Source organism: Acididesulfobacillus acetoxydans, assembly GCF_902729405.1.
Lineage (GTDB): Bacteria > Bacillota > Desulfitobacteriia > Desulfitobacteriales > Desulfitobacteriaceae > Acididesulfobacillus > Acididesulfobacillus acetoxydans.
The window spans coordinates 1167894-1190851 of record NZ_LR746496.1; the positions used below are offsets into that span (position 1 = coordinate 1167894).

General features: G+C 54.5%; 24 protein-coding genes. 21 read left to right on the plus strand and 3 right to left on the minus strand.

The features are described from left to right. Positions 1 to 55: 55 nt before the first annotated feature. Positions 56 to 1516: an ammonium transporter gene (locus tag MNU25_RS05190; RefSeq protein ID WP_277350659.1), complete on the minus strand. Its 1461-nt coding sequence runs from the start codon at positions 1514 to 1516 to the stop codon at positions 56 to 58. A 256-nt stretch (positions 1517 to 1772) separates the two neighbouring features. On the opposite strand from MNU25_RS05190, the gene MNU25_RS05195 reads away from it, so the two are divergent. The 3 genes from MNU25_RS05195 to MNU25_RS05205 all read left to right on the plus strand — a co-directional run bounded on the left by MNU25_RS05195 (position 1773) and on the right by MNU25_RS05205 (position 4808). Then, positions 1773 to 2915 carry an aldo/keto reductase gene (locus MNU25_RS05195; RefSeq protein WP_240984095.1) on the plus strand — a complete coding sequence of 381 codons (1143 nt, stop codon included), beginning with the start codon at positions 1773 to 1775 and terminating at the stop codon, positions 2913 to 2915. Between the two features lie 261 nt (positions 2916 to 3176). Then, positions 3177 to 4058, plus strand: coding sequence for an ABC transporter permease subunit (locus tag MNU25_RS05200; RefSeq protein ID WP_240984096.1), 882 nt, complete (start codon positions 3177 to 3179; stop codon positions 4056 to 4058). A gap of 78 nt (positions 4059 to 4136) precedes the next feature. After that, positions 4137 to 4808, plus strand: coding sequence for a hypothetical protein (locus MNU25_RS05205; RefSeq protein WP_240984097.1), 672 nt, complete (start codon positions 4137 to 4139; stop codon positions 4806 to 4808). An 89-nt stretch (positions 4809 to 4897) separates the two neighbouring features. Here the strand turns inward: MNU25_RS05205 and pepT are convergent, their stop codons facing one another. Next, positions 4898 to 6127, minus strand: coding sequence for a peptidase T (pepT, locus tag MNU25_RS05210; RefSeq protein ID WP_240984098.1), 1230 nt, complete (start codon positions 6125 to 6127; stop codon positions 4898 to 4900). A gap of 532 nt (positions 6128 to 6659) precedes the next feature. Here pepT and MNU25_RS05215 point away from each other — a divergent pair. The 14 genes from MNU25_RS05215 (at position 6660) to MNU25_RS05280 (ending at position 19484) form a co-directional block, all read left to right on the plus strand. After that, positions 6660 to 7943, plus strand: coding sequence for an NRAMP family divalent metal transporter (locus MNU25_RS05215; RefSeq protein ID WP_240984099.1), 1284 nt, complete (start codon positions 6660 to 6662; stop codon positions 7941 to 7943). A gap of 224 nt (positions 7944 to 8167) precedes the next feature. Beyond that, the gene (locus MNU25_RS05220) at positions 8168 to 8407 is read left to right on the plus strand and encodes a hypothetical protein (RefSeq protein ID WP_240984100.1); all 240 of its coding nucleotides are present in this window, start codon (positions 8168 to 8170) and stop codon (positions 8405 to 8407) included. A gap of 162 nt (positions 8408 to 8569) precedes the next feature. Next, entirely contained in the window at positions 8570 to 9520 is a 951-nt protein-coding gene (locus MNU25_RS05225; RefSeq protein WP_240984101.1) for a hypothetical protein, read from the plus strand. A gap of 1 nt (position 9521) precedes the next feature. Further along, complete coding sequence (locus tag MNU25_RS05230; RefSeq protein WP_240984102.1) at positions 9522 to 10049, plus strand: YeeE/YedE thiosulfate transporter family protein; 528 nt, start codon at positions 9522 to 9524, stop codon at positions 10047 to 10049. Next, the gene (locus MNU25_RS05235; protein WP_240984103.1) at positions 10049 to 10660 is read left to right on the plus strand and encodes a YeeE/YedE thiosulfate transporter family protein; all 612 of its coding nucleotides are present in this window, start codon (positions 10049 to 10051) and stop codon (positions 10658 to 10660) included. Before MNU25_RS05230 ends, MNU25_RS05235 begins: the two co-directional genes overlap by 1 nt. A 16-nt stretch (positions 10661 to 10676) precedes the next feature. Continuing rightward, complete coding sequence (locus MNU25_RS05240; RefSeq protein ID WP_240984104.1) at positions 10677 to 12884, plus strand: molybdopterin-containing oxidoreductase family protein; 2208 nt, start codon at positions 10677 to 10679, stop codon at positions 12882 to 12884. A 69-nt stretch (positions 12885 to 12953) separates the two neighbouring features. Then, the gene (locus MNU25_RS05245; RefSeq protein ID WP_240984105.1) at positions 12954 to 13529 is read left to right on the plus strand and encodes a 4Fe-4S dicluster domain-containing protein; all 576 of its coding nucleotides are present in this window, start codon (positions 12954 to 12956) and stop codon (positions 13527 to 13529) included. Between the two features lie 18 nt (positions 13530 to 13547). Then, positions 13548 to 14453, plus strand: coding sequence for an NrfD/PsrC family molybdoenzyme membrane anchor subunit (gene nrfD, locus MNU25_RS05250; RefSeq protein WP_240984106.1), 906 nt, complete (start codon positions 13548 to 13550; stop codon positions 14451 to 14453). 229 nt (positions 14454 to 14682) lie between these two features. Next, complete coding sequence (locus MNU25_RS05255; RefSeq protein WP_240984107.1) at positions 14683 to 15114, plus strand: QcrA and Rieske domain-containing protein; 432 nt, start codon at positions 14683 to 14685, stop codon at positions 15112 to 15114. A 306-nt stretch (positions 15115 to 15420) separates the two neighbouring features. After that, the gene (locus tag MNU25_RS05260) at positions 15421 to 16047 is read left to right on the plus strand and encodes a cytochrome b N-terminal domain-containing protein (protein WP_240984108.1); all 627 of its coding nucleotides are present in this window, start codon (positions 15421 to 15423) and stop codon (positions 16045 to 16047) included. Between the two features lie 237 nt (positions 16048 to 16284). Further along, positions 16285 to 16659 carry a hypothetical protein gene (locus MNU25_RS05265; RefSeq protein WP_240984109.1) on the plus strand — a complete coding sequence of 125 codons (375 nt, stop codon included), beginning with the start codon at positions 16285 to 16287 and terminating at the stop codon, positions 16657 to 16659. 9 nt (positions 16660 to 16668) lie between these two features. Further along, the gene (locus MNU25_RS05270; protein ID WP_240984110.1) at positions 16669 to 18177 is read left to right on the plus strand and encodes a hypothetical protein; all 1509 of its coding nucleotides are present in this window, start codon (positions 16669 to 16671) and stop codon (positions 18175 to 18177) included. Between the two features lie 115 nt (positions 18178 to 18292). Beyond that, positions 18293 to 18664: a hypothetical protein gene (locus tag MNU25_RS05275; RefSeq protein ID WP_240984111.1), complete on the plus strand. Its 372-nt coding sequence runs from the start codon at positions 18293 to 18295 to the stop codon at positions 18662 to 18664. A gap of 373 nt (positions 18665 to 19037) precedes the next feature. Further along, complete coding sequence (locus tag MNU25_RS05280) at positions 19038 to 19484, plus strand: DUF134 domain-containing protein (RefSeq protein ID WP_240984112.1); 447 nt, start codon at positions 19038 to 19040, stop codon at positions 19482 to 19484. 14 nt (positions 19485 to 19498) lie between these two features. On the opposite strand, the gene MNU25_RS05285 is transcribed toward MNU25_RS05280, so the two are convergent. Beyond that, positions 19499 to 19837 (minus strand): metal-sensitive transcriptional regulator, encoded by a 339-nt coding sequence (locus MNU25_RS05285; RefSeq protein ID WP_240984113.1) that lies wholly within the window; start codon positions 19835 to 19837, stop codon positions 19499 to 19501. A gap of 356 nt (positions 19838 to 20193) precedes the next feature. On the opposite strand from MNU25_RS05285, the gene MNU25_RS05290 reads away from it, so the two are divergent. The 4 genes from MNU25_RS05290 to MNU25_RS05305 all read left to right on the plus strand — a co-directional run bounded on the left by MNU25_RS05290 (position 20194) and on the right by MNU25_RS05305 (position 22947). Beyond that, entirely contained in the window at positions 20194 to 20682 is a 489-nt protein-coding gene (locus MNU25_RS05290) for a DUF134 domain-containing protein (RefSeq protein ID WP_240984114.1), read from the plus strand. A 536-nt stretch (positions 20683 to 21218) separates the two neighbouring features. Continuing rightward, the gene (locus tag MNU25_RS05295) at positions 21219 to 21563 is read left to right on the plus strand and encodes a hypothetical protein (protein WP_240984115.1); all 345 of its coding nucleotides are present in this window, start codon (positions 21219 to 21221) and stop codon (positions 21561 to 21563) included. A gap of 528 nt (positions 21564 to 22091) precedes the next feature. Beyond that, positions 22092 to 22340 (plus strand): DUF5320 domain-containing protein, encoded by a 249-nt coding sequence (locus MNU25_RS05300; RefSeq protein WP_240984116.1) that lies wholly within the window; start codon positions 22092 to 22094, stop codon positions 22338 to 22340. Then, positions 22333 to 22947, plus strand: coding sequence for a DUF134 domain-containing protein (locus MNU25_RS05305; protein WP_240984117.1), 615 nt, complete (start codon positions 22333 to 22335; stop codon positions 22945 to 22947). The genes MNU25_RS05300 and MNU25_RS05305 overlap by 8 nt, the downstream gene beginning before the upstream one ends. Positions 22948 to 22958: the final 11 nt, after the last annotated feature.

Sequence of the window (22958 nt, forward strand, 5' to 3'; positions counted from 1 at the left end):
TGCGGGCGGGCGAAGCGGTTTCAGCGCACGTATGTTCTCACCGGTCAGGGTCATTTCAGTTCTCGCGTCCCCAGACAGAAGCGAAGTCAAGGGACGTACCCTGGAATCCCCCGATTTCGGTCAACTGAGGGTCAAGGAGAGGCTGTTTTCGCGTTGTACTCAGGGTAGCCAGATGGGTCAGGCTGCCGCTGATGAAGTCGGGGTAGGCTTCCTCGCCGTGTAAGGAAAGATCCAGCCCCGTGTCCTCTTCCTCGAAGTTGACGCGCAGGGTGGTGAAGAGAGCAATGGCTTTGAGAATGAGGAAAGTCATGGTGACGGTCAGCACGATGGTTACGCCCACGCTAAGAGCCTGAATTCCCAATTGCCGGGGGTTGCCGTAAAGGAGGCCGTTCGCTCCGGCGGGATTGATCGCCTTGCTGGCGAAAATGCCGGTGGCCAGAGCTCCCCAGGTTCCCCCGATGCCGTGGCAGCCAAAGGCGTCCAAAGCGTCGTCATACCCGAGGCGTTCTTTGAGAAGGCTTACGGCAAAATAACTGATGATGCCGCCCATCAGTCCGATGAAAATGGAGGAGAGCGGGCTGACAAACCCAGCCGCCGGGGTGATGGCTACCAAACCGGTGACCGCCCCGCTGGCGGCGCCCAGGACGGTGGGTTTGCCCCGATGCAGCCGTTCGACAGTTATCCAGGCCAAGGCCGCGGCGGCGGCCGATGTATTGGTGGTGACAAAAGCCATACCGGCCAATCCGTTGGCGGCCAAAGCACTTCCCGAGTTGAACCCGAACCAGCCGAACCAGAGCAAGCCTGCCCCCAAAATGGTCATCGGGATATGGTGGGGGGCCATGGGTTCCTTGCCGTAGCCTTGCCGTTTGCCCAAGACGAGGGCAGCCACAAGCCCGGAAAATCCGGAACTGATGTGCACCACCGTTCCCCCGGCGAAGTCCAAAGCACCCAGATTCCTGAGGAAACCGCCGTTGCCCCAGACCCAGTGAGCCAGGGGATCGTAGACAAAGAGGGCCCAGAGGAAGATGAAAGCGACGAAAGCCGGAAACTTCATGCGTTCTGCGACTGAACCGCTGATCAAAGCGGGTGTGATGACGGCAAACATCATCTGGAAAGCCATAAAGACGATGGCCGGTATCGTGGCGGCGTACGCCGGATTCGGGACCGATCCCACTCCCGTCAGGCCAAGCCAGTTCAGGCCGCCTATAATCCCCCCGTGGTCCGGGCCGAAGGCCAGACTGTAGCCAAAGAGTACCCATTGCAGGGAGATAAGCCCCATCACCACCAAACTGTGCATCATCGTGCTGAGGACGTTCTTTTTGCGGACCATGCCGCCGTAAAAAAGGGCCAAGCCTGGGGTCATGAGCAGGACCAAAGCGGCCGAAAGCAGGACGAAAGCGGTGTCGCCGGAGTTGATCTGGGCGGGACCGGCCGCCAGAGCCGCGGAGGGAAAGGCCAGCAAGCCGGCCAACGAGATTGGAAGAATAAGACCCTTAAGAATAAGACCTTTGCGCATGTGATTTCCTCCCAAGCCGATTTTCGTCTTAATCAATTAATCAAATTGAAGGAGCCCCGGATAAAGTGAAAAAGTTGATAGGGAAAATCCGGAGAACAAAAAAAGACACTTCGGAGCCTATTCTCCTAAAGCGTCTTTGCTTTGCGAACGGAAGTTCATCCCTTATAGCTATACTCTAATGGGAAACCGGGCCGAATTCAACCCATCCGGCCAATAAATACTGTATACATGATCAGTTGTGGAAAGGAGTTTTAGCGTGTTGTACCGAAAGTTTGGACACACGGATTTCCATGTTTCCGCCTTGGGATTTGGGTCTATGCGCCTGCCCGTCTTAGAAGGCGACGCCGGCAAAGTAGACGAAACCAAAGCCGTTGAGATGATTCGTTACGCCATTGACCATGGGGTGAACTATGTCGATACCGCTTACCTTTATCATCAGGGTCAGAGTGAAATCCTGGTGGCTAAAGCTCTACGAGACGGGTATCGGGAGAAAGTCAAGCTGGCCACCAAGCTTCCCGTCTGGTTGACGGAACACTACGAAGATTTTGACAGGTATTTGAACGAGCAGCTGGAGAAGCTGGGAACGGATCACATCGATTTCTATCTGCTGCATGCGCTGAACAGGAATACTTGGCCCAAGGCCAAGGAAGCCGGGGTACTTCGCTTTCTCGACCGGGCCGCGGCCGACGGAAGAATCGGTTATGCGGGTTTCTCTTTTCATGATGAAGAAAAGCTCTTTGAAGAGATCATCGACGCCTACTCCTGGACTTTCTGTCAGATGCAGTACAATTATATGGACACGAATATCCAGGCCGGGACCGAAGGGCTGAATTATGCCGCTGCCAAAGGCCTGGCGGTAATCATTATGGAACCCATCAAAGGCGGAAAACTGGCCGCGAACCCGCCCCGGGCCGTGCAAGAGTTGTGGGCAAGTGCTCCTACTGAGAGAACTCCGGCAGAATGGGCTCTGCGTTGGGTCTGGAATCACCCGCAAGTTTCACTGGTTTTGAGCGGAATGAGCACCATGGAACAGGTGCAAGAGAATGTGCGGATTGCCGCCGAGGCTGAGCCCAATTCTTTAACCTCGGAGGAGCTGCGCCTTATTGGCGAGGTCAGAAAAACTTACGCGGCTTTGACCAAAGTGGGCTGCACGGGTTGCGGCTATTGTCTGCCTTGCCCCTCGGGAGTGGATATTCCCCGGAATTTTGCCCTGTATAATGACGCTTACATCTATGATCAGCTGGATGCTTCGGTCATGGCTTATCAAAACCTCCTGGAGGAGGGAGCGAGGGCCTCAGCCTGTGTGGAATGCGGTGAGTGTGAGTCCGTTTGCCCGCAGCAACTCAACATCCGCATATACCTGAAGGAGGTGCACAGAACTCTCTCGAGAGGAAACTGAAACGTTAAGTCCCGACGCAGGCACATAGGCGCAGGCACATACCTGAAGGAGGTGCACAGAACTCTCTCGAGAGGAAACTGAAACGTTAAGTCCCGACGCAGGCACATAGGCGCAGGCACATACCTGAAGGAGGTGCACAGAACTCTCTCGAGAGGAATCTAAAATGTCACGTCCCTGCGCTCACACATAACCTATATTAAAAAGGCTCAGGCAGTGGGGTGACGTGAGGCATGAGGAAAGGTTCGGCGGGAAGGGTGCGGGATGAGGGAAGCTTGGGCGGGGAGGGCGAGGAAAGAAAAGGAAGAGGAAGAAGAAGACGAGGAAGAAGAGAGGGCGATCATGAGTAAAGCGTTGTACCGGGCTATGTTAAAGCTGAATGTAGGGAAAATTATCGGTTATGCCTCGGGAAACGCGCTTTACGGACTGTTGCTGACCACGGTATATCCCTCAATAGCCGGGTCCCCGGCGGCGGCCGAGATTGCCGGCAGTTTTCCGGCGACTGTGAAGAGTGTTTTTGGCGTTTCGGATGAGGCTGATCTCAGTACTTTCGAATCCTATATTTCGGGCCAGTTTTTCAGCCGGATTTGGGTTTTAGTCATGTCCGTTTATGGAATCGGCACGGCCCAAAGTCTGCTGGCGGATTTGTTGGAGCGGGGTTTCTTGGCCTATCCCTTGGCCGCCCCCCTTTCGCGCAGGGAGATTGCTCTGACCCAGTCAGCGGTCCTCTTGACGGGATGTGCGACCCTGACCGGGGTCACCCTATTGGGGGTCACCTGGGGCTGCCACAGACAGGGTATCGGGATTTCCCTTTGGCGGTATTATCGCTTGGGGATTTTGGGATTCTCCTTCTTTTCCGCGCTCGCTTCGTATAGCCTGTTTTTTTCGGCGGTGGCACCAGGCAGAGGGCAGGCACTGTTCTGGGCCGCGGGTTTGACCTTGCTTTTTTACGGGCTCGATGTCGTGGCCGGTCTCAGTGACAAGTTCCGTTGGCTGCGTCGCCTGACGCTGTTCCGGTTTTTTCGGCCTCAAGAAATATTGACCGGTCAATCTTCCACCCGGGATACCCTGATTCTGCTGGGAATAACGGCCGGGATGCTGGTCTTGACCGCGGAGGGTTTCAACAGGAGGGACCTGCCGGTCTGAACCGCTTTCAAGAGAGTATTCACCGTTAGCAACGAATGGAATACAACTGCGGGAAAAAGTAAGGGGGGAGAGGTGACATTGCCCAATCAAACGGCTTACAATTATCCATTGGGCAAACCGTTACGCAAACCGGGCCGCGGTTCCGGCTGCCCGGGCTATTGGCAGGGGGCCGGAGCCGCCGGTGTTCTCCCGCCTGCGCCCCGGCCGTGCGGGCCCAACGTGAGCCGGCAGCGTTCCAAGGCCCAAGCCTGGCTCCTGCTGCCGGCCGCCTTCGGTACCGTCATCGCGCTGGTCGCGGCGTTCTCTCCCCGGAAAGAGCGGGTGATCCGGCGCTGGGGCGGGCCGATAGCGCTCCAGGCGGCTGTCAGCCTTTATACCGGCTTTGGCGTTTTGGGAGTTGCCGTCTATGTTTTTCAGGTATTGCGGGATTCGGAGGGCCAAAGCACTAGTGCTTTGGCGAGGATTTTTCCTTTGGCGCTGGCCATACCGCTCAATATCCTTTTTTTCGCCTCCGTGTACAACTTCATGTATCAATATTTCCCGCAGAGTTTTAAGGGGGACATTGGCACGGGGGCACCTGTGGAGTTGTTTTCTTTCTTGTATCTGAGCATGACCGCCATTTCTACCGGGGGTATGGGGGACATTCTGCCGACGGCGGTTTCCACCCGGATGCTCCTCAGCATGGAAACGCTTTTTAATCTTTTTGTTTTGAGCATGGGTATATCCTTGTTCGGGGAAGTTATCGCCTGAAATCCCGGACCGAGGACCTGCCGAAGGTTGCGCCCCCAAATCCGAATCCTAGAAACCCGTATGGATCCCCCGCGTAAAGTTGCGCCCCGCTAGTCGCGGCGGCTGTAGAGTTCCACGATTTTCAAAAGAGTTTCCACTGCCTTTTCCATGGATTCCACAGGAATGAATTCGTATCTCCCATGGAAATTATGTCCGCCGGTGAAGAGGTTGGGAGTGGGCAGGCCTTTGTAAGAAAGTGCCGCCCCATCTGTCCCCCCTCTGACGGGATTGACCACAGGCGTGATTTTTGCAGCCTGCATGGCCTGGAAAGCGGTGTCCACGATGTGCTGCACCGGGGCGATTTTCTCTTTCATGTTGTAGTATTGATCTTTAATCTCCACTTCAAATGTGGCCTGAGGGTATTTTTTGCCCAAGGTGCGGGCGATATTCTCGATGACAGCTTTCCGTTGGGCGAAACGGACCTGATCAAAATCCCGGATCAAATAGTTGAGGCGGGTCTGTTCAACTTCGCCCCGGATTCCGGTCAGGTGATAGAACCCAACGTATCCCTCTGTTTGGGCGGGCGTCTCATCGGGCGGCAGGAGGGCTATGAATTCAGCGGCCAGGAGCAAGGAATTAAGCATTTTTCCTTTAGCTGTACCCGGGTGGACATTTCGCCCTGTGATGACGATTTTCGCTTTGGCGGCATTGAAGTTTTCAAACTCCAGTTCACCCAAAGGACCCCCGTCAACTGTGTAGGCGAAATCGACGGGGAACTTGTCCAGGTTGAAGAAATCGGTGCCGCGCCCCACTTCCTCGTCCGGCGTGAAAGCGAAACAAAGCGTGCCATGCGGCAGCTCGGGATGTTGGATCAGATATTCGGCGGCAGTAACGATCTCGGCGATCCCGGCTTTGTCATCCGCACCCAAGAGAGTCGTGCCGTCTGTTGTAATGAGGGTTTCCCCCTTGTACTTTAAAAGGTCGGGAAAGTCTTCCGGTGAGAGGACGACATTGAGGGTCTCATTAAGGAGCAGGGGTTTCCCATCATAGTTCTCGAAGAGTCGGGGTTTAATTTGGGCCCCGCTCACTTCGGGACTCGTATCCATGTGGGCGACAAATCCGACGGCTGCTGCCGGCTGCGTGATATTGGCAGGCAAAGTCGCGTAAACGTAGCCGTGTTCATCACACGATACTTCGCTCAAGCCTAGAGTCTCTAATTCGGCGGCCAAGGCATTGGCCAGCACCATTTGTCCGGGAGTGCTGGGGGAGCCAGGAGCTTCCTCCTCCGAGCGGGTATCGAACTGTACATAGCGTAAAAAACGTTCGGTAACTTGGGACATGGCAAAATCCTCCTTTTGATCATACCCGTGTTGTGTCCGGGGTCGGCGGGACACCGAGTTCCGTGTTGAGCAGGTGTTTTTAATGGACTGCTGCCTGCGGCAGACATCTGTCGGGTCCCGAGTTCCGTGTTTATTATAGGTTACCGGGGGCGGGAAGGCCAGGGGCGCAGCCAATTCTTTGGCGTTATTGTTGTTCGGCGCTCTGGGCTAACAGGGCCGGGAAGGCCGGGAGCCAAGGAGCTTTCTGTGCCGCCGGTCGGGGCGGGTGCTGCCGCGCATACCTTGTATGTACACCGTGTGTATTTGTATGTACACCGTGTATTCGTATGTACACCGTGTATTCGTATGTACACCGTGTGTACTCATATGTACTCCGTGTATGTGCCATGTGTACTCGTGTGCATCCGTTTCGTCCTTCGGGGTATTTTCCGAAAATAATCGGTGAATCCTAAAATAAGGCTTGCAAAAAAAGGGCTAAGGCTTTAAAATAGGTCTAGATGATAATGGTTCTCGATTATGAAGGAGGAAAGGCATGGGACAAGAGATATGTGCGCCCCGCAGAGATGCTGAAGCAGGCCGGGCTGAAGCCGATGAACCGACGAAACGACCTCGGTGGCTCCTGCTCCTGGCGACCCTCGGTCCTGGAATTACCGTGATGCTGGCCGATACTGACGCGGGCTCCATGATTACTGCGGCTCAATCCGGAGCGCGTTGGGGCTATAGGCTCTTGCTCCTCCAATTATTATTGATTCCGATTCTCTACTTCATTCAAGAGTTGACTACCAGAATCGGTATTGTTACTCATCAAGGACATGGCGAGCTGATTCGGGCTCAGTTCGGACCGAAATGGGCCTGGTTCTCGGTAGCCACTCTTTTTGTTTCAGCCGTGGGAGCGTTGGTGACCGAGTTTGCCGGTATCGCGGGGGCGGGTCTGGTTTTTGGCATTCCCCCTCTACTGAGTGTTTCTTCAGCGGCAGCTTTACTTATTTTAATCACAGCGATGGGACGATATTCATTTGTGGAGCGGACAGCCATCCTGATTGGGCTTTTTGAGTTGGTTTTTTTGCCGGGAATCTTTTTTGCCCATCCCGATCCCAGTGTCATCGTTCGGCAATTGACGGGCGGACAGCCGCTGTATGATAAGACTTACTGGCTCTTGATCGCCGCCAATGTCGGTGCGGTCATTATGCCGTGGATGGTATTTTACCAACAGGGAGCGGTGGTGGATAAAGGGCTCAGGCCCTCCAATCTCAAGTTCAGCCGCTTAGACACCGCCGTCGGTTCCGTGGTGACCCAGATCATCATGGGGGCGGTGTTGATCCTAACGGCGGCTACCATAGGAAGAGTAGCACCTAATAGCTCTTTGGCGAATGTTCAGGAGATCGCGCATTCTCTGACCCCCTTCCTGGGGCAAGGGGGAAAAATCCTCTTTGCGGTCGGCATTACCGGAGCGGCGTTAATCGCGGCCATCGTCGTGTCTTTGGCGGCATCTTGGGCTTTTGGTGAAGTTTTGGGCTTCCGTTGCAGCCTCAACAATACCTGGAAGGAGGCCCCGGTATTTTACGGCTTATACAGTGGAGGTATTGTTTTCGCAGCGTTCTTGGTGCTGTTGGGGATTCCCTTGATTTCCCTGACGGTGGCAGTTGAAGTCATGAACGCCTTGCTTTTGCCTATCGTCGTGGGTTTTCTCCTGGCTCTGGGTTGGCGGGTTCTGCCGCAGCCCTATCGCTTAAAGCTGTGGGAGAAGATTGTTCTGATCTTTATCTACCTCCTCATCTGCTCCCTGGGATTTTACACGTTGTTCCAGTTAATCTGACGAAGGCCTTGACTTGCCGCTTCCGAGATCAAAGTTGTTTTTCTCTTGCACATACCCCCGCTCTTTCGAGTGGGGTTTTTTTATCGGCGGGTTTCTATTTCGTAAAGCAATAGTTAAAAACTTTAGAAGGTTTATTGACATATGCCAATAAACGCGGTATGCTTTCCTTGTCAAATAGGCATATGCCATATACCTACCCCCCCATTGAATAGGGGACATACCCCTTGGCCGAAGGGGTACTTTTGAACAGCACATACCTACCCATGGAAGGGGGAATAGCGGCGGGGCTGATCGGCCATGTTCATGGTTTTTTGGGCGACCGTATAGGGGACTTTCAACTTCGGCGCCATGTCCGGCGGTTTGCAGACCTGAGAAGGAGTGTCAGCGGAGCGGCAGGATATGTGAATATACTTACAAGTGAAAAGGGGCTCAGTTGTTTTGGAGCAAGGCTGAAAGTGAGGTGAAAACGGGGAAGGCGGCACCCGGGAAAGTCATGCCGGCGCCGGCCGGGAAAGGCAGCGTCGGGGAAAAGGAAGGAGTGGGGGAATGTTTTGCCTTGTTCCAACGTTCAAATAGTCTGAGCAAAAGGTGATGGTATTTCCCAAATGAGGAGTGGGTAAGAAAAGATGAATGAAAAACGGTGGATCCTGTTCACGACGGCGTTTTCAGTAGTGCTGGTTTCGGGCTTGCTGCTGTCAGCGCCGAAAATGGCCGAGGCTGCCTGCGGCGCCTCGACATCCTCCTGCAAAACCTGCCATGAGGTGCAAGGCAAACTGCCGGTCAATCAAAAAGGGGCTTGGCACACGCAACACGCTTTCGGAGATTTCTGTCAGGCTTGTCACCTGGGGAACGCTTCGGAAACAGACATGACGAAGGCCCACGTGGGGGTGATCAAAAATCCCCTGACAGAACCCAGTCAAACCTGCGCATCCTGTCACCCCTCGAACACTGCGGCTATGGTGGCCAAGTACGGGGGTTCGGCAGGGAGTTCCGGCCCGACCGGTTCGACTCCGGCTTCCGGAGGTACTTCTGCCCCGGCTGCCGGGAGTTCTTCGACTCCGGCTTCCGGCAGTGCTTCTTCACCGTCTCCGGCCGCGACTCAGGTACCGGCAGTGTCCCAGCCGGGAGCCGCTCAGACTTCGCCCAGCGCAAATCCGAATTTTGACGTTATCGATTTTAATAAGAACTTTCAGAGCCCGGTTTCGCTCTGGACCATTGTCTTCGGTTTAGTGGACTTAGTAATTCTTTTGGCCTTGGCGGTTTTGCTCTGGCGTTGGTGGAAGGGAGTTTGGTTGTGGCAGTACTTGAAACCCAGGAACGCGGGTGAGCACCTGGTTAATCTCAAACGTGAGTCACCGGAGATTCGGGACATTTTCTATAAACTGCGCGATTGTGAGCCTGAGACTGTGACAGCCGTGGCAGCGCTCTTGAACCGGGGACGCGAGGGACAAAAATTGCTGCGGACGGTTGCCGGACTATCCCCGGAACTTCTGGACAAACTTCAAGGTCTGCCGGAAACGGACCTGGACCTGATTGTCCGCCTCAGTAAAGCCGTACGTTCTAAGGAGGGACGCTAAGATGATTCATGCAGCCATGAAAAAGAAACTTTGGTCGCCCTGGGCGGCTGGTTTTGTGCTGGGATTAACCTGTGTGGCTACCTATGTTCTGGCCAATACCACGATAGGTTCTTCAGGCGGACTGGAAAGCATAGACAGCATCTTGGGCAAAGCGTTCCGTTTGCCCTGGGCCAATACTATGTATTTCCGTTTTCAAATGCCGCCGGTGATCACTTTTCAAATGATGCTCTTCGTAGGCATGCTGTTGGGGTCATTCGTGTCGAGTAAGTGGTCCCATGATTTCAAACTGAGAGTGATGCCTGAACAGGAATGGAGCCAGAATTTCGGTCCGAGCAAACTGAAACGTTGGGGCATGATGTTCCTGGGCGGGGTGATCATTGAATATGCGGCTGGGATTGCCGGAGGATGTACCAGCGGCTTGGCGATTTCGGGTTCGATGCAGCTGGCGCCGGCCGGGTTTATCTTTATCGTCGGCTTATTTATATCCGGAATCATTACGACCAAAATTCTCTACGGGAGGAATTACTGATGGAAACTTATGTGATTCCGATCTTGCTCGGATTTTTCTTTGCTCTTACTTTGCAGAAAGCGGGATTGGGGCATTACCACAAAATCGTGAATCAGTTTCGCTTTAAAGACAACACGATTATGAAATATATGCTTACAGGGATTTCCGTGGGTTTGGTGGGGCTTTATCTCCTTAAGGATCTGGGCGCTCTCAAACTGGATGCCGTAAGCTCAACCTATATCCTGGGTAATCTGGTCGGAGGTTTGATCTTCGGAGTCGGCATGGCCATGGCCGGCACCTGACCGGGCACATTGATCACAGGTTGTGGTCAAGGAAATCTCGATTATCTCATCCCCGGCCTTTTGGGATTTCTCACGGGGGGCGTCCTCTTCGGTGAGACCTATCAATCGTTTTTCCTGAAGATCTCGACCTATGCGTCTTACGGACAGAAGACGCTCGGCGAGTTGCTTGGAGTAAACCATTGGCTTCTCATTTTCATTGTCGTGGGAGGTACGCTCATTTTCTACCTGGCGAGCAAAATCAGCGAGAGCAAGCAGAGGCGGACGGTTACGGTGAAAGAACAACAGGCGGCCGGGAGCGGACAGGTCCGGGAGAGCGGAACTTCTGCCTGAAAGGGGGACAGCGAAGGTGCCAAAAATCTACACGTGGGATCAACTCTTTAGCAGAAGACAATTTATCAAGGGCGGACTGGCGGCGGCCGCGTTTGGCGCAGCGGCGGGTTCCGGGCTGCTTCAGCCGAAGCCGGGTTTGGGAGATGCCCAGAGTACGGTGACATCCACGTTGAGCGGGACTAAATACGTCTACACCATCTGTGAACAGTGTGTCTGGCGCTGCGGTGTCATTGCCCGGGTAGAGAACGGGGTGGTGCGCAAACTGGAAGGAAACCCGGATCACCCGAACAATGCCGGTAAACTCTGCCCGCGCGGCAACGCCGGAATCGAGACTTTATACAGTCCGAGCCGGGTGAAGTTTCCCTTAATCCGCGCCGGTGCCAGGGGAAGCGGCCTGTGGCGCAGAGCCTCCTGGGATGAGGCTTTAACTTATACGGCCGGGCAGATGAAGAAAATCAAGGACAAATACGGTGCCAAGGCTATGATCTTCAACTCTACGGATAACTTGTCCCAACCGTTCTTTGAGACGTTGCTAAAAGCTTACGGAACCCCCAATTACGGAACCCAACGCAGTCTCTGCTTCAATTCCATGACCACAGGCTTTCTCTACACCTATGGAGTTGCTCAGCCGGGGACAGATTATGCCAATTGCAACTATATGATTTTCTCGGGCCGTAATTTGGCGGAAGGAATCTCCAACATTGAAACTCAGGAAATGATTGACATGGTGGCCCGCGGGGCCAAAGTGGTGGTGCTTGATCCGCGCTTCACGAAGACGGCGGCCAAAGCGGAGTGGCTGCCGATCCGGCCGGGAACCGATTTGGCTTTTTTCCTCGCCTTAATCAACGTCTTGGTCAACGAAAAGCTCTATGACGTCAAGTTTGTCTCCCAGTACACTCAGGGATTTGATGAATTGACCAAGGAAGTGGCCACCTATACCCCCCAATGGGCTGAGGTTCAAACGGAGATTCCGGCGGGAACGATTCGCCGGATTGCCCGGGAATTCGCGGCCAGTGCTCCGGCGGCCATTGCCCATCCCAATTGGCGCACCTCGAACTTCCTGAATTCTTTCCAGGCGGAACGGGCTATTGCCGTGCTCAATGCCCTGGTGGGGAACTGGGCCAAGCCGGGAGGACTTATTCCGGACCAGTCTATCAATACGGCCAAGCTGGGGACCCTGTCTCATCCCTCTTATCCGGCGGCGGTAGGCATGCGTTTGGACGGAGTGCCCTGGCAATTTCCGATGGTGCCGCTGGCTTACGGTGTCCTGCAAGTAATGAGGGACAATATTCTCACGGGCAAGCCTTATCAGGCTAAGGGCTGGCTTATCTCCCGGCAGAACCCGGTATTGTCGATTCCGGAACGGCAGAAGACGATCAATGCCATAATGAAATTGGATTTCATAGGGGTCATCGACATTATGGCGAATGACACCGCCTATTATGCCGATGTCATTTTGCCTGAATCCAGTTATTTAGAGCGCTACGACGGACTTGTGCCGATCGGTGATGAGATCTTTATCAGGCAGCCGGTGATCAAGCCGCTTTATGATACGAAGAGCAGCTTGATGATTTACAAAGAACTGGCGGTCAAATTGGGATTAGGGGATTTTCTGCCTTACCAGGATGAAAAGGACCTTTTGGTACAGCAGCTGAAACCTTACACGGTGAGCCTGGAGGAATTGGAACGGAAAGGGCACTACCGGGTGCCTAACTTTAAAGAAGATCACTCCAAAGACTTTGCTTTTCAAACCTCCAGCGGCAAGATCGAGATCGCCTCAGGCATCATGGCGCAGATGGGTAAAAAGGCGGTTCCGACTTGGGAGGCTCCGCCGAAACCCGGGCCGGATCAATTCTATCTTTTGACAGGCAAGACGGCGCAGCACTCTCAGATGTTTACGCAAGACAACCGTTGGCTCTTGGAGATTTTTCCGGAAAACAAGGCTTGGCTGCACACAACGGTGGCAAGAAAGTTAGGGGTCAAGACTGACGATGAGGTCATCATTGAGAGTGAAGTGGGAAAAATTCGGATTAAGGCTTATGTGACGGAGGGCATCCGGCCGGACAGTGTTTTCATGGTCGGGGGCTTCGGGCACGTCAGTAAAGGGCTGCACTTTGCTTACGGGCGGGGTGCCAGCGATTCGGCGCTGCACAAATCCTTGGCCGATCCGATTTCCGGTTCGTCGGCTTTGAGCCAGACCTTTGTCAGAGTAAGCAAGGCCTAGCCGGGAGCGGAAAGTCTTCAAACCATGCCGTTTTGTGCCTCGAGCGAAGCGAAAGGAATGTTTATAAAAATGACAGTTCGCATGGGTTTTGTAATCATCACCTCGCGCTGTATCGATTGCGATGCCTGTATGGTGGCTTGCCGGGCGGAAAATGAGGTGCCGATCGGTTTCACGCGCAACTGGGTGAGAGACAGCGGCGCCGTAGGCAAGTTTCCCATCGTCAAGCAAATGTTTGAGCCAGGTAATTGCATGCATTGTGAAAAGCCCAGCTGCCTCTCGGTCTGCCCGACCGGGGCCACTTATAAGCGCGCGGACGGGATCGTGCTTGTTGATGATACCAAATGTATCGGCTGTAAATACTGTATTGAGGCCTGTCCCTACGATGCCCGTTTTCTTAACCCGGTGACGGGTAAGGCCGACAAATGCACCTTCTGCTTGCAACGTTTGGAGCAAGGGCTGAAACCGGCTTGCGTGCAAACCTGTTTGGGCAAGGCTCGCCATTCGGGCGACTTAAATGATCCGGAAAGCGTGGTCTCCAAGCTTTTGAACCGCTATCCGGCTCGTCAGCTGAGCCCGGACGCGGGCACAAGACCGAATATCTACTATATTGACGTACCGGTGGCAGAAATTCCATCGGGAACGTGAGGCCGGGAGGAGAATGTTATGCACACCGAAGTGACCTGGGGGCTGCTTATTGTCGTCTATCTCTTTACCGCCGGGGTCAGTGCCGGGGCCATGGTGGCTTCGAATGCCGCTTTTTTGCTGGGGGGAGACCGCTACGAAAGGGTGGCCCGCTGGGGAGCGTATCTGGCGCCTTTCCCGATTGCTTTCGGGACGGGTGTCCTCTTATTGGATCTCGGCAGTCCCCTCAATTTTTTCCGCCTGTTTATGACCTTGCAGTATAAATCGCCCATGTCCTGGGGCAGTTGGGCGATCCTGCTCTTTACGCTTCTGTCTTTAGTCTATCTCTATCTCTGGCTTCCGCCGCGCTACCAAATCGGACACGTCATAAAAAGGGTACGGGTCTGGCAAGGAGGCTTGGCGAAAGGGATGCCGATTTTGGCGGTGAGTGTGGCATCTTACACAGGGGTCTTGCTCAACGCCGCCGACAGGCCTTTGTGGCAAATCGCCTTGCTGCCGGAACTGTTTTTGGTGTCTGCCATGTCCACAGGGGTAGCTGCGGTTGGCGTCGCGGTGGCCTTGAGTCGACGCTGGCGGGCGAACCACGAGGAGAAGCGTTCCTTGGCCCTGGTCGATATTGTTTTGGTGGGGATCGAGTTGCTTATATTTGGAGCGATGATGATCGACTCGCAAATCGGAACTTTAAACCAGCAGTTGGCTTACGCCGTCTTGTGGACGGGGAGCTATGCGGCGACCTTCTGGATCATGATTATGCTTTTGGGTCTGGTCGTTCCCTTGATCCTGAAAATCGTGGAAGTCAGGGGCAGGTTGTCTTGGAAATGGACTGAACGGGTGGGCTTAGGCAGCAGTCTCTTAGTGCTGGTGGGCGGTTTTTTCGTGCGCTATGTGATTACCTATGCCGGACAGATGACCGGTTGGCTGCGTTAGAATTTCGGGTGGAAGGCGCCGGAGGTTCGGATCCAAGGTCGCTGGAGGTTCGGGTCCAAGGTTAGGTTTAGACCACAGGTGTCGGGTCACGACGGAGTGTGGCTGCCGGGCAGCGCCGGACCTCGCGCGAGAAAGGGCTTTGGACCTCGGGCGAGAGGTACCGAGCACGTGAGGTTGCCTCGGACTGCCCGGGCGCAAGCGTGAAAGGACGGGGGAAGGAGGGAACAGCATGGCACGGGACTGGACCCGAAGAGATGTCTTGAAAATGGGTAAAGGGGCCCTTGTGGCAGCCGGGCTTCTCTCCTTGTATCCGGTCACGCGTTACCTCGGCAGCCGTGAGGATGCGGTTGCCTCTCCCCTCATTTCTTTCAAGGGCGAATTGAAAAAGGGTGCTCCGTGGCAGAATATACCCCAGACGAGGGTTTGGCTGCGCCTGGTGAGCGGGGGCTATCAAGCCATTCTGGCTACCTGTACCCATTTGGGCTGTGAGGTCCGGTATTATCCCGAGCGGCGGGAGTGGCGCTGTCCTTGCCACGGCAGTGTCTATGACGAAGACGGCCGGCCGATCCGCGGCCCGGCTCCCCTGCCCTTGCCCCGGGTGGCGGTTCAGCCGGCAGGGAATGGATCGTTAGAGATCGATACCTCGCGGAAACTGAACTGAAGCCTGAAGTGCCGGGATGGAGGTGCGAGGCGGCCAAGCGCGAGGGGTATTGTGCCAGGAGTAATCCACAAGGTGAGAGGGACGCGAGGTACACGGTGCAAGGAGCAAGGCGCTAAGTGACTGAGGCGTGAGACGCACGGTGCAAGGAGCAAGGCGCAAAGTGACAGGGGCGTGAGATACATGGTGCAAAACGCGAAAACCCGGTGGATAAGGGTCTGAGCGCCGGCGATATGATAGGACCGGGAGCGGGTAAGGTCAAGAGCGGGTAAGGTCAAGAGCCGGTAAGGTAAGGAGTCGGCACAGCAGATGGCACAGAAACGCGGCTTTCTCAATCATATTCGACCTCGTGGGGTTTCGGAAAAGGCTATGTCTTTCGGCTATACATTTTGCTTGGGAGGGGTATCGTTCCTCGCCTTTGTCGTGCTCGGTTTCACCGGGATCTTGCTTATGTTCCATTATCTTCCTGGTGAAAAGAGCGGATATGCCAGTGTTACCACCTTGGCTTCCGTGATCCCTTTCGGCGGCTTGATCCGCGACTTGCATTTCTGGGCCGGGCAGGTCATGGTCATCAGCGTCAGTTTGCATATGGTGCGCGTCGTGAAGACCAAATCTTACCGCCCCCCTAAAGAGTGGAATTGGCTGGTCGGAATGAGTTTATTGGTCCTGACTCTGGTGTTGGATTTTACCGGTTACTTGTTGCGTGGTTCTCAGGAAAGCGGAGCGGCGGCGGCTGTGGCCGTCCATATCCTCACGTTGCTGCCGGGTATCGGCCGGCCGCTTGCCCAAATGTTTCTGGGAGGGGCGTCCGCAGCCAACAGCAGCACGCTGATGGTCTATGTTTGGCATTGTGTGGCCTTGCCTTTTCTGGCTCTGTGGTTACAGATGTTTCACTTCTGGAAAATCAGGAAAGACGGGGGAGTTCGGCCGCTGTGAGGGAGGAGAAGGGCGTTTCCGTTCCCGGGCAGACAACATTATTCAGGAAAAGGCTCGGTATATTCAGAGAAAATGTCAGGAATTTGGCTGTTATGTGATGAAGATGGCTGTTCTCGGCTGGAGGAAGACGGGTGTTCCTAAGGGGTGGGGAGTGTCGATGCAGGAGGAAGTGTCCGTGCAGGAGGGCGTCCGGCCAAAGGGAAGCGGGAGGACGTGTTCACGTGGGAGGGAGTGCCCATGAAGACCGCTGATGGCGAGGGTGAACGACAAATTAATTTCAGTTGGCCTGAGCGGGAGATGCTGGCCGGTTTGGTATTTCTTGCAGCGCTGATTCTGGTGTCCGCCTTATTCCCGGCTGCGGTGGGGACGGGACCCCAAGCGCCGTTGCTCCGGCACGCGGCGGCACCTTGGATCTTCGGGCCGATCCAAGTGCTGCTGCTCTATGTTCCGCCTCTGGTAGGGGCTTGGCTCATTCCGGGTGTTTTTGCGGCTTTCTTGTTCCTCTTTCCTTGGTTGAGCAAGGGACGGGGGGCACGGCCCGCGCTTTACTTCTTTGCCTTCTTCGTCGGGGCGGTCCTGGTTCTTTTGGCAATGTACGTTTGGCTCGGGTAGGGGATAGCAATGAAAAATCAAAGGTATTGGCTTCCGGTTGCCGGTTTGCTCCTGCTGGCTGTCATGCTGTTTGCTTTGGAAAAGAGCCGGACGCCGGTCTGGATGACTTATCAGAAGGAATATTTCGCCGAGCAGATCAGGCGAATCAAAAGTGAACTGCCGGCCGTCAAGGATGCGGTCAAGAGGCAGGCCTTGACCCATGAGTTATCGCAATGGGAAAAACGGAAGCCGGAGGTCGTCAATCTCGTCTTGCCCAACGGGAAGGTTGAACGCTGTCTTACCTGCCACCTGGGTATCGAGGAGATCTCGCCTTCACATCCGACGAATACCTTCGGCTGCACGGTCTGCCACGGCGGGAATGCCCTCTCTTTGGACGAACAGACGGCTCATGCCGACTGGTATGGACAAGGACATCCGGGCGCTTTGAGCAGCGCTTCGCTCAGCTGCGGCGGGACCGGGCCTAATGGAGTAAGGTGTCACAGCGGTAATCCGCAGGCCGCCAATAATGAGGTCGACCTGGTCAAGGGTTCTATTATGGCAACCAAAGCCGGAGAATTGAGTTCCGTGCGCAGGATGCTCGGGCTTGATCCGGGAAACACCGTACCGGGACTCAAACCGGGGCAAAGCGCACAGTATTTCCCCAATCCGCTGAACGGGCGGCCCCAGCAAGCGAAGTTCATGGCAGACTGCTTGACTCAATGCCACCTCAATAACGGGAACTTACCGATCTTTCGCTTTCCTCAGGGTGCCCGGGTGAAATCTACGGACGTTGCCGACGCTAACGGAGCGCTCACGGAGACGCCGGCCTACGGATGCGAAACCTGCCACGTCCTGACCAATGCGACTCATACCTATGTGGGTGGGGATGTGACGATTCCCCGCAATCAAGTCGGTTTTGGCATGGTGCACCGTTTGACGACTCAGATTCCTTATACCCAGTGCAACCAGTGTCATAATCAAGGCCAGCATGACCCAATCCATGATATCTTCACACCGCGCAAAGATATGCAACAGGTGGTCAATGACTGGATGAAACCGACATTGAGCTTTAGCCGGCGGGTGAAGGATTATTACGTTCCGGGCGAGGTCTTCGCCCGCTGTGAGGTGAGCCTGGATTGCATCGATTGCCACACCCGCCAGGATGTCATGGGCGACGGGCATGCTTATCAATCCGAATACAGTGCCGTTCACATTCAATGTATGGACTGCCACGGCACGAGCGCGCAACTGCCTAGAACGAAAGTGATAACCAGTCTGAATGACCCGGCTTTTGAGGAGAAGATAACGAACCCGGTCTTTCCGCCGCTCAAACTCGGTGACCGGATTGTGGTAACGGCGAAAGGGGAGGAGATGCCTTTTGTCCGCCAGGAAGGGAAGCGTTGGCTAGTGTACAGCCGGATCAGCGGCAAGAGTTTTAACATACCCTTGGTGAAAGGGAGCGCCTGCCGGCAAAACCCTGCCCGGCAAGGAGCTGATTCCTGTCACAGATGCCACGCCGAATCGACGGCACACCCGTAACCGTCCGTCTTCGGCATGCACCCCGCATCCACAGGTCAGGGCCTCCGAGTTTATACTCCCCCCGGTCCGACCCCGTACTAAGCACAGCGGCTATATGTAAAGGACGGTGGATACTGTGTCTCTGATCGATGATATCCGGTTTACCAGAGAGAAGCTCGACACGCTTCACCGGCTTGGGGTTACGTATACAAGATTTGGCCCCGGGGCCTGTTTCGTGGTGCGGGGGTTCTTCCGCGTCCTGCGTGCCACTTCACTCGGCCGAAGGTGGGACCAGTGGATAGCGGACGGGTCGCAGCGGTTTAAGCGGGAGTTTATCCGGTTGCAGCGTGTCTGCCCTGTTCCGCCGCGCTTCTGGGATGACTCCGTGCTGAGCCGATTTGAAAGTTATGCCCTGAGCGAACGGGCCGTCACGCTGGAAGATTGCATCCGCCTCTACAATTCCGAGGTGCTAAACGATAAGAATTGCGGCAATTCATTGAAAACGTGAGTAATAACCTCTCCCCCTGTTCTCTGCCCAGGGTACAACATTATTCGCGGGAAATAGGAACCTTGTGCTCGTAGTAACTCAGGGTTTCTTTGTGCTATAATCAATTAAATAGGGATGGCGGAAGGCGTCAAACTGTACCCTTGTCATAGGGCCGCGGCGGGTGCGGCTACGTCATTGTTCAGGGAAACGTTCATTAGGCACATCTTTCACAGCGGGGGGCTTTATCTTTGGCAGGAGAGGGGGTCCGTCCGGGTTGTGCCCAAAGGAGCGTTTGCGCCGTCTGACCCCCCACCAGGGGGGAGGGGGGAGTAAATGGGCAACTAATCCCCTGCTCAATCAATGACAAAATTTTGCCTTTAGGAGAGTGACTTACATGCCCAGACCTGTTAAACTGCGCAAAGTGGAATATGAGTATAACAACAAGTATTTTGCACCGTGTTCGAAAGGGAACTGTCGGCAAAGCGATGAAGTGCAGCTCAACATAGAAGAGTTGGAGGCAATGCGGCTCAAAGACATCCAAAAATACACGCAAGAGGAATGCGCGGGGAAAATGAACGTTTCGCGCCAGACCTTCCAAAACATCTTAGATCGCGCCAGGCAGAAAGTGACGGCGGCCCTGATCGAGGAAAGAGCGATTGCGGTGGGCGGTGGGAATTACACTAAAAATATATGCAGCCTCGTTTGCCGTTCCTGCGGCAACGAAATGTTGGCTCCCTTCGAACAACAAGACAAAAAATGCCGCCACTGCGGGTCGGAAAATGTCGCCTGCCAAAAAGAAGAATGCAACACTCAAGCCGGGTGCGAACTGAGCATTCGCTGAAATCCGGCGGAGGTTCACTTTGACGCTTGCAGCGTTGCGGAAGCTTCGGAAAAGGATAAGTTCGGTTGACAACAATACTGGTTCACTCTCATTAAGGTCTCGATCGATTTATTTAAGTTTTCCCGCCGCTTATCTCCGTTGTCCAGGGCATCGAGCAGACATGTTTCGGCATAGTGCTGGGCCACAAAGACGGATATTTTGAGCATGGAGGCGCGGATCGCGTCGAGTTGCAAGAGAATTTCTTCACAGGATTTGTCTTCCTCGATCATATTCATGACGGCCGCTACGTGTCCTTTAGCCACCTTCAAACGGCTGAGGATCTCTCTGTTTTGTAGCGGGTTGCTGTTTTTCATGTCATCTCCAGCTTTCTCACGGTTTTTGCGGACTGCGGTCTCTCACGGCGCTCTCTTAATAATAGCATACGCCATAAACGCGGTCTCTGTCAATGAGGAAAATGAGGATATAAAGGCCGGACGTGGGTGCAGCTTCGGTGTCTGCCCTCACCCAATGCGAACGCCAAGGGAACCCAAGGGAACCCAAGGGGCTGGAAGATGTGATAGAAGGGGAAATGTGTGGTATAATAAGGCCACAGGCGCGGACCAGAAGCCCAGAGTCTCTCTGGGTGCGCTGATGCCCACAATTATCCCCCGGGGAAGCGGGCTTTTCCTTCCAAGGGTGAAATGCGGGCTGCTGAGTTGGGGGTGATTTTGTGTCGAGGCCGGTCAAGTGGAGAAAGGTCGAGTATGTTCCCCAGAACGTGTTTTTCGCGCCCTGTCCGAAAAGGGGATGCGAAAGATGGGAAGAGATCAACCTCAAAGTTGAAGAACTCGAAGCGATGAGGCTTAAGGATGTTCTTGGCCTGACGCAAGAAGAATGTGCGGAGAGGATGCAGATTTCGCGCCAGACTTTTCAAAACATCATTGATGAGGCTCGCAAAAAGGTAACCACAGCTCTGCTGGAAAACAAAGCCATCTCGGTGGGAGGTGGAAACTATACCAAAAATGTCTGCCATTTGACTTGCCTGGAGTGCGGGGGCGAGACAAGTGCTCCCTACGAAGAACGTGGTGTGAAGTGTAAACACTGTGGGTCGGAGAAATTGGTTTGCACGAAGAAATTAGGTTGTAATATCAGGTGTCAGAGCGAAGAAAGTGTTCAAACTGAAGAAAGTGTTCAAATTGAAGAAAGTGAAAATAATTGAGTCCTCAGTTGGGAAGCGAACAGGCTTCAAGTCTTTTCCGCCGGCGAAGGTTCTGAGACATCCGGGTACTCCTGCCCGGGTGCTTTTTTATCACTCCATCGCAAAGCATTAGTCCCGCGCGGGATAAGAAAACTTGCGTCCGCTCGATTCAACCGATCGCGCACTCGAGCGATCGCAGCACCGGCCAAGTTTTCTCACGAAAATGTGTCGCGGGTCCCAGTGAACTCTGCTTTGTGAACGATAGTTCATGATTGTTTCTATAGTGCGTCAGGCATGACGATTGGCGAGACGATGGCGGCGAAAGTGTCTGGCCGTTATGTGGGTTATGAATTCGGGAAGGAAATGGGCGAATAGTTATTGACATATGCCAGAAATAGATTATAATACAAGTAGTTGGCATATGCCTGAAATGACAGGGAAGTGAGCGGGCAGTCTTTGGGGGATGGTGTTTGGGCCCTTATGTTTCTGCAAAAGTGGGGCGTTACGGACGCGACTGAAGTTGTTTCAATCTTTTGACGGGAAAGGGGGAGTCAGGGATGCAAAAGGCTATGGTAAGTTTTTATCATTGCCCGGTGAGCATGGAACGCGTGGAAGAAGAATTGGGGTCAATCGAGTATTGTCAGATTGAACCGGAGTGGCGGCAGGAAATGGTACTTACGAGTCTTTTCACCAATTACTTCAACCAGTATCTGACATTGGGGGAAGGGGTTTCCGGAGAAGATACCCGCGCCTACTGGGACCGGGAAACAGGAAGGTTATATGGTTTCATCACGGAGCCCGGGGAAGATGGGACTCGAACGGCTGGAATTATTTCTAAAGCGGTATTTCAAAAGATGACGGAGACATATTGTGACCGGAATATTGACAAAATAATAGCATGAGCGGGAGCCGGATCGGTTGCCCCCCAGTCGATGGACTTCATCGCGAACAAAGGCGCTGAAAGCAGGGTATCCTTTCTGGAAAAGGAGACGGCTGGGCAGCGTCTTCTTTCGTCCTTCTCCGGGAGGTATCAAAATGTGACTCGGCCGCCGGCAGTATCAAAGTTTTAGAGAGAGCAGCGGGTAGAAGTCTTTGGAGAGAGCCGGGGGCAGAAATTTATCCAAAGCGTCAGACTCCCACTTCTACAAGTGGGAGTGGGTCCCACGTACCCAGCTTCGGCGGGGGTAGAGTGCCCCACCGAAGTCCCGATGTTCAGCTTAAGCTGAACGAGTTCACTGGAGAAGCGGGGGGAAGAAGTTGCGGTGGCCAGAAGGAGATCGTGTGTCCTCCGGAAAAAGTCAAAGAGAACCGGAACAGGCAGTAAATTTCTCCGAAAACAGCCCGCTCTCCTTATTGACATACGTTCATAAAGAGACTACACTGATGTATAGAAAATGAACATTTGTTCAAAATAAAGGAGGTTGTTTTGTATGCCACGTGGCGATCATACGGGGCCCAACGGAGAAGGTCCGAAAACCGGCAGGGGAGCCGGTTTGTGCGGCGGTCAGAACGTTCCCGGATACGCCAGCGCGCCGGGAAGAATGGGTGGGCTGGGGAGAAGCGGGATTCCCGGGCAAAACGCCGGGTCCGGGCAGGGAAGCGGTGGCCCAGGCTTTACCGGCCGGGCTCCGGTGAACCGAGGAGGGGGCCGGGGCAGACGGGCGGGATGGCATGCCTAGACCGCAAAAGCAGCGTTGGGTAGCGGGGCGGCCCTGTGCGACACATTTTAAACCGCAGGGCGTTCCCTGGTGTGAGTTAGATGAAGTGGTTTTGACCATTGAAGAGTTTGAGGCGATCCGTTTAAAAGACGCGGAAGGTTTCGAACAAGAAGAGTGTGCCCGCCAGATGCGAATATCCCGCCCCACGTTTGTCCGAATTATTCAAAGTGCTCACAAGAAAGTCGCTCTGGCCTTGACCGAGGGGAAAGGGTTACGCATCGAGGGTGGGCATCACAAGTTTTACGGAGAAAAGGGTCTTTGTCGTAAGAACGGGGCTTGTCGCCATGAACGGCCGGGGGGCGGAGAGCGGGGTGCGACTGAAGCGGACCGGGCCGTTCCGGTGAATGAGGTGGCCTTGGACCCGGGAGCCGGTCCGGCGCCCCAGGCCGATCTTGACGCAAAGGTGGATCCCAGGACAGTGGGGGATTCCGGCGTGAGGACGGATGGAAGAGCGAAAGCAGAACCAGCCGCGAAGACTCGGGAGTCTTCTGAGATGGATGGCACGAAATCAAGCCCGGCGGGGACAAGAGAAACCGCGGGCAGCAGGAACGATTTAGGGAAGAGCTAGGAAAGCGGGTG

What these genes read in the sequence shown, in the direction of transcription:
- MNU25_RS05230 (WP_240984102.1), top strand. Translation starts at nt 9,522, where the DNA reads ATGATTCATGCAGCCATGAAAAAGAAACTTTGGTCGCCCTGGGCGGCT.
- MNU25_RS05200 (WP_240984096.1), top strand. Translation starts at nt 3,177, where the DNA reads ATGAGGGAAGCTTGGGCGGGGAGGGCGAGGAAAGAAAAGGAAGAGGAA.
- MNU25_RS05280 (WP_240984112.1), top strand. Translation starts at nt 19,038, where the DNA reads ATGCCCAGACCTGTTAAACTGCGCAAAGTGGAATATGAGTATAACAAC.
- MNU25_RS05270 (WP_240984110.1), top strand. Translation starts at nt 16,669, where the DNA reads ATGAAAAATCAAAGGTATTGGCTTCCGGTTGCCGGTTTGCTCCTGCTG.
- MNU25_RS05190 (WP_277350659.1), bottom strand. Translation starts at nt 1,516, where the DNA reads ATGCGCAAAGGTCTTATTCTTAAGGGTCTTATTCTTCCAATCTCGTTG.
- MNU25_RS05265 (WP_240984109.1), top strand. Translation starts at nt 16,285, where the DNA reads ATGAAGACCGCTGATGGCGAGGGTGAACGACAAATTAATTTCAGTTGG.
- MNU25_RS05255 (WP_240984107.1), top strand. Translation starts at nt 14,683, where the DNA reads ATGGCACGGGACTGGACCCGAAGAGATGTCTTGAAAATGGGTAAAGGG.
- MNU25_RS05300 (WP_240984116.1), top strand. Translation starts at nt 22,092, where the DNA reads ATGCCACGTGGCGATCATACGGGGCCCAACGGAGAAGGTCCGAAAACC.
- MNU25_RS05245 (WP_240984105.1), top strand. Translation starts at nt 12,954, where the DNA reads ATGACAGTTCGCATGGGTTTTGTAATCATCACCTCGCGCTGTATCGAT.
- nrfD (WP_240984106.1), top strand. Translation starts at nt 13,548, where the DNA reads ATGCACACCGAAGTGACCTGGGGGCTGCTTATTGTCGTCTATCTCTTT.
- MNU25_RS05260 (WP_240984108.1), top strand. Translation starts at nt 15,421, where the DNA reads ATGGCACAGAAACGCGGCTTTCTCAATCATATTCGACCTCGTGGGGTT.
- MNU25_RS05305 (WP_240984117.1), top strand. Translation starts at nt 22,333, where the DNA reads ATGCCTAGACCGCAAAAGCAGCGTTGGGTAGCGGGGCGGCCCTGTGCG.
- pepT (WP_240984098.1), bottom strand. Translation starts at nt 6,127, where the DNA reads ATGTCCCAAGTTACCGAACGTTTTTTACGCTATGTACAGTTCGATACC.
- MNU25_RS05215 (WP_240984099.1), top strand. Translation starts at nt 6,660, where the DNA reads ATGGGACAAGAGATATGTGCGCCCCGCAGAGATGCTGAAGCAGGCCGG.
- MNU25_RS05285 (WP_240984113.1), bottom strand. Translation starts at nt 19,837, where the DNA reads ATGAAAAACAGCAACCCGCTACAAAACAGAGAGATCCTCAGCCGTTTG.
- MNU25_RS05295 (WP_240984115.1), top strand. Translation starts at nt 21,219, where the DNA reads ATGCAAAAGGCTATGGTAAGTTTTTATCATTGCCCGGTGAGCATGGAA.
- MNU25_RS05225 (WP_240984101.1), top strand. Translation starts at nt 8,570, where the DNA reads ATGAATGAAAAACGGTGGATCCTGTTCACGACGGCGTTTTCAGTAGTG.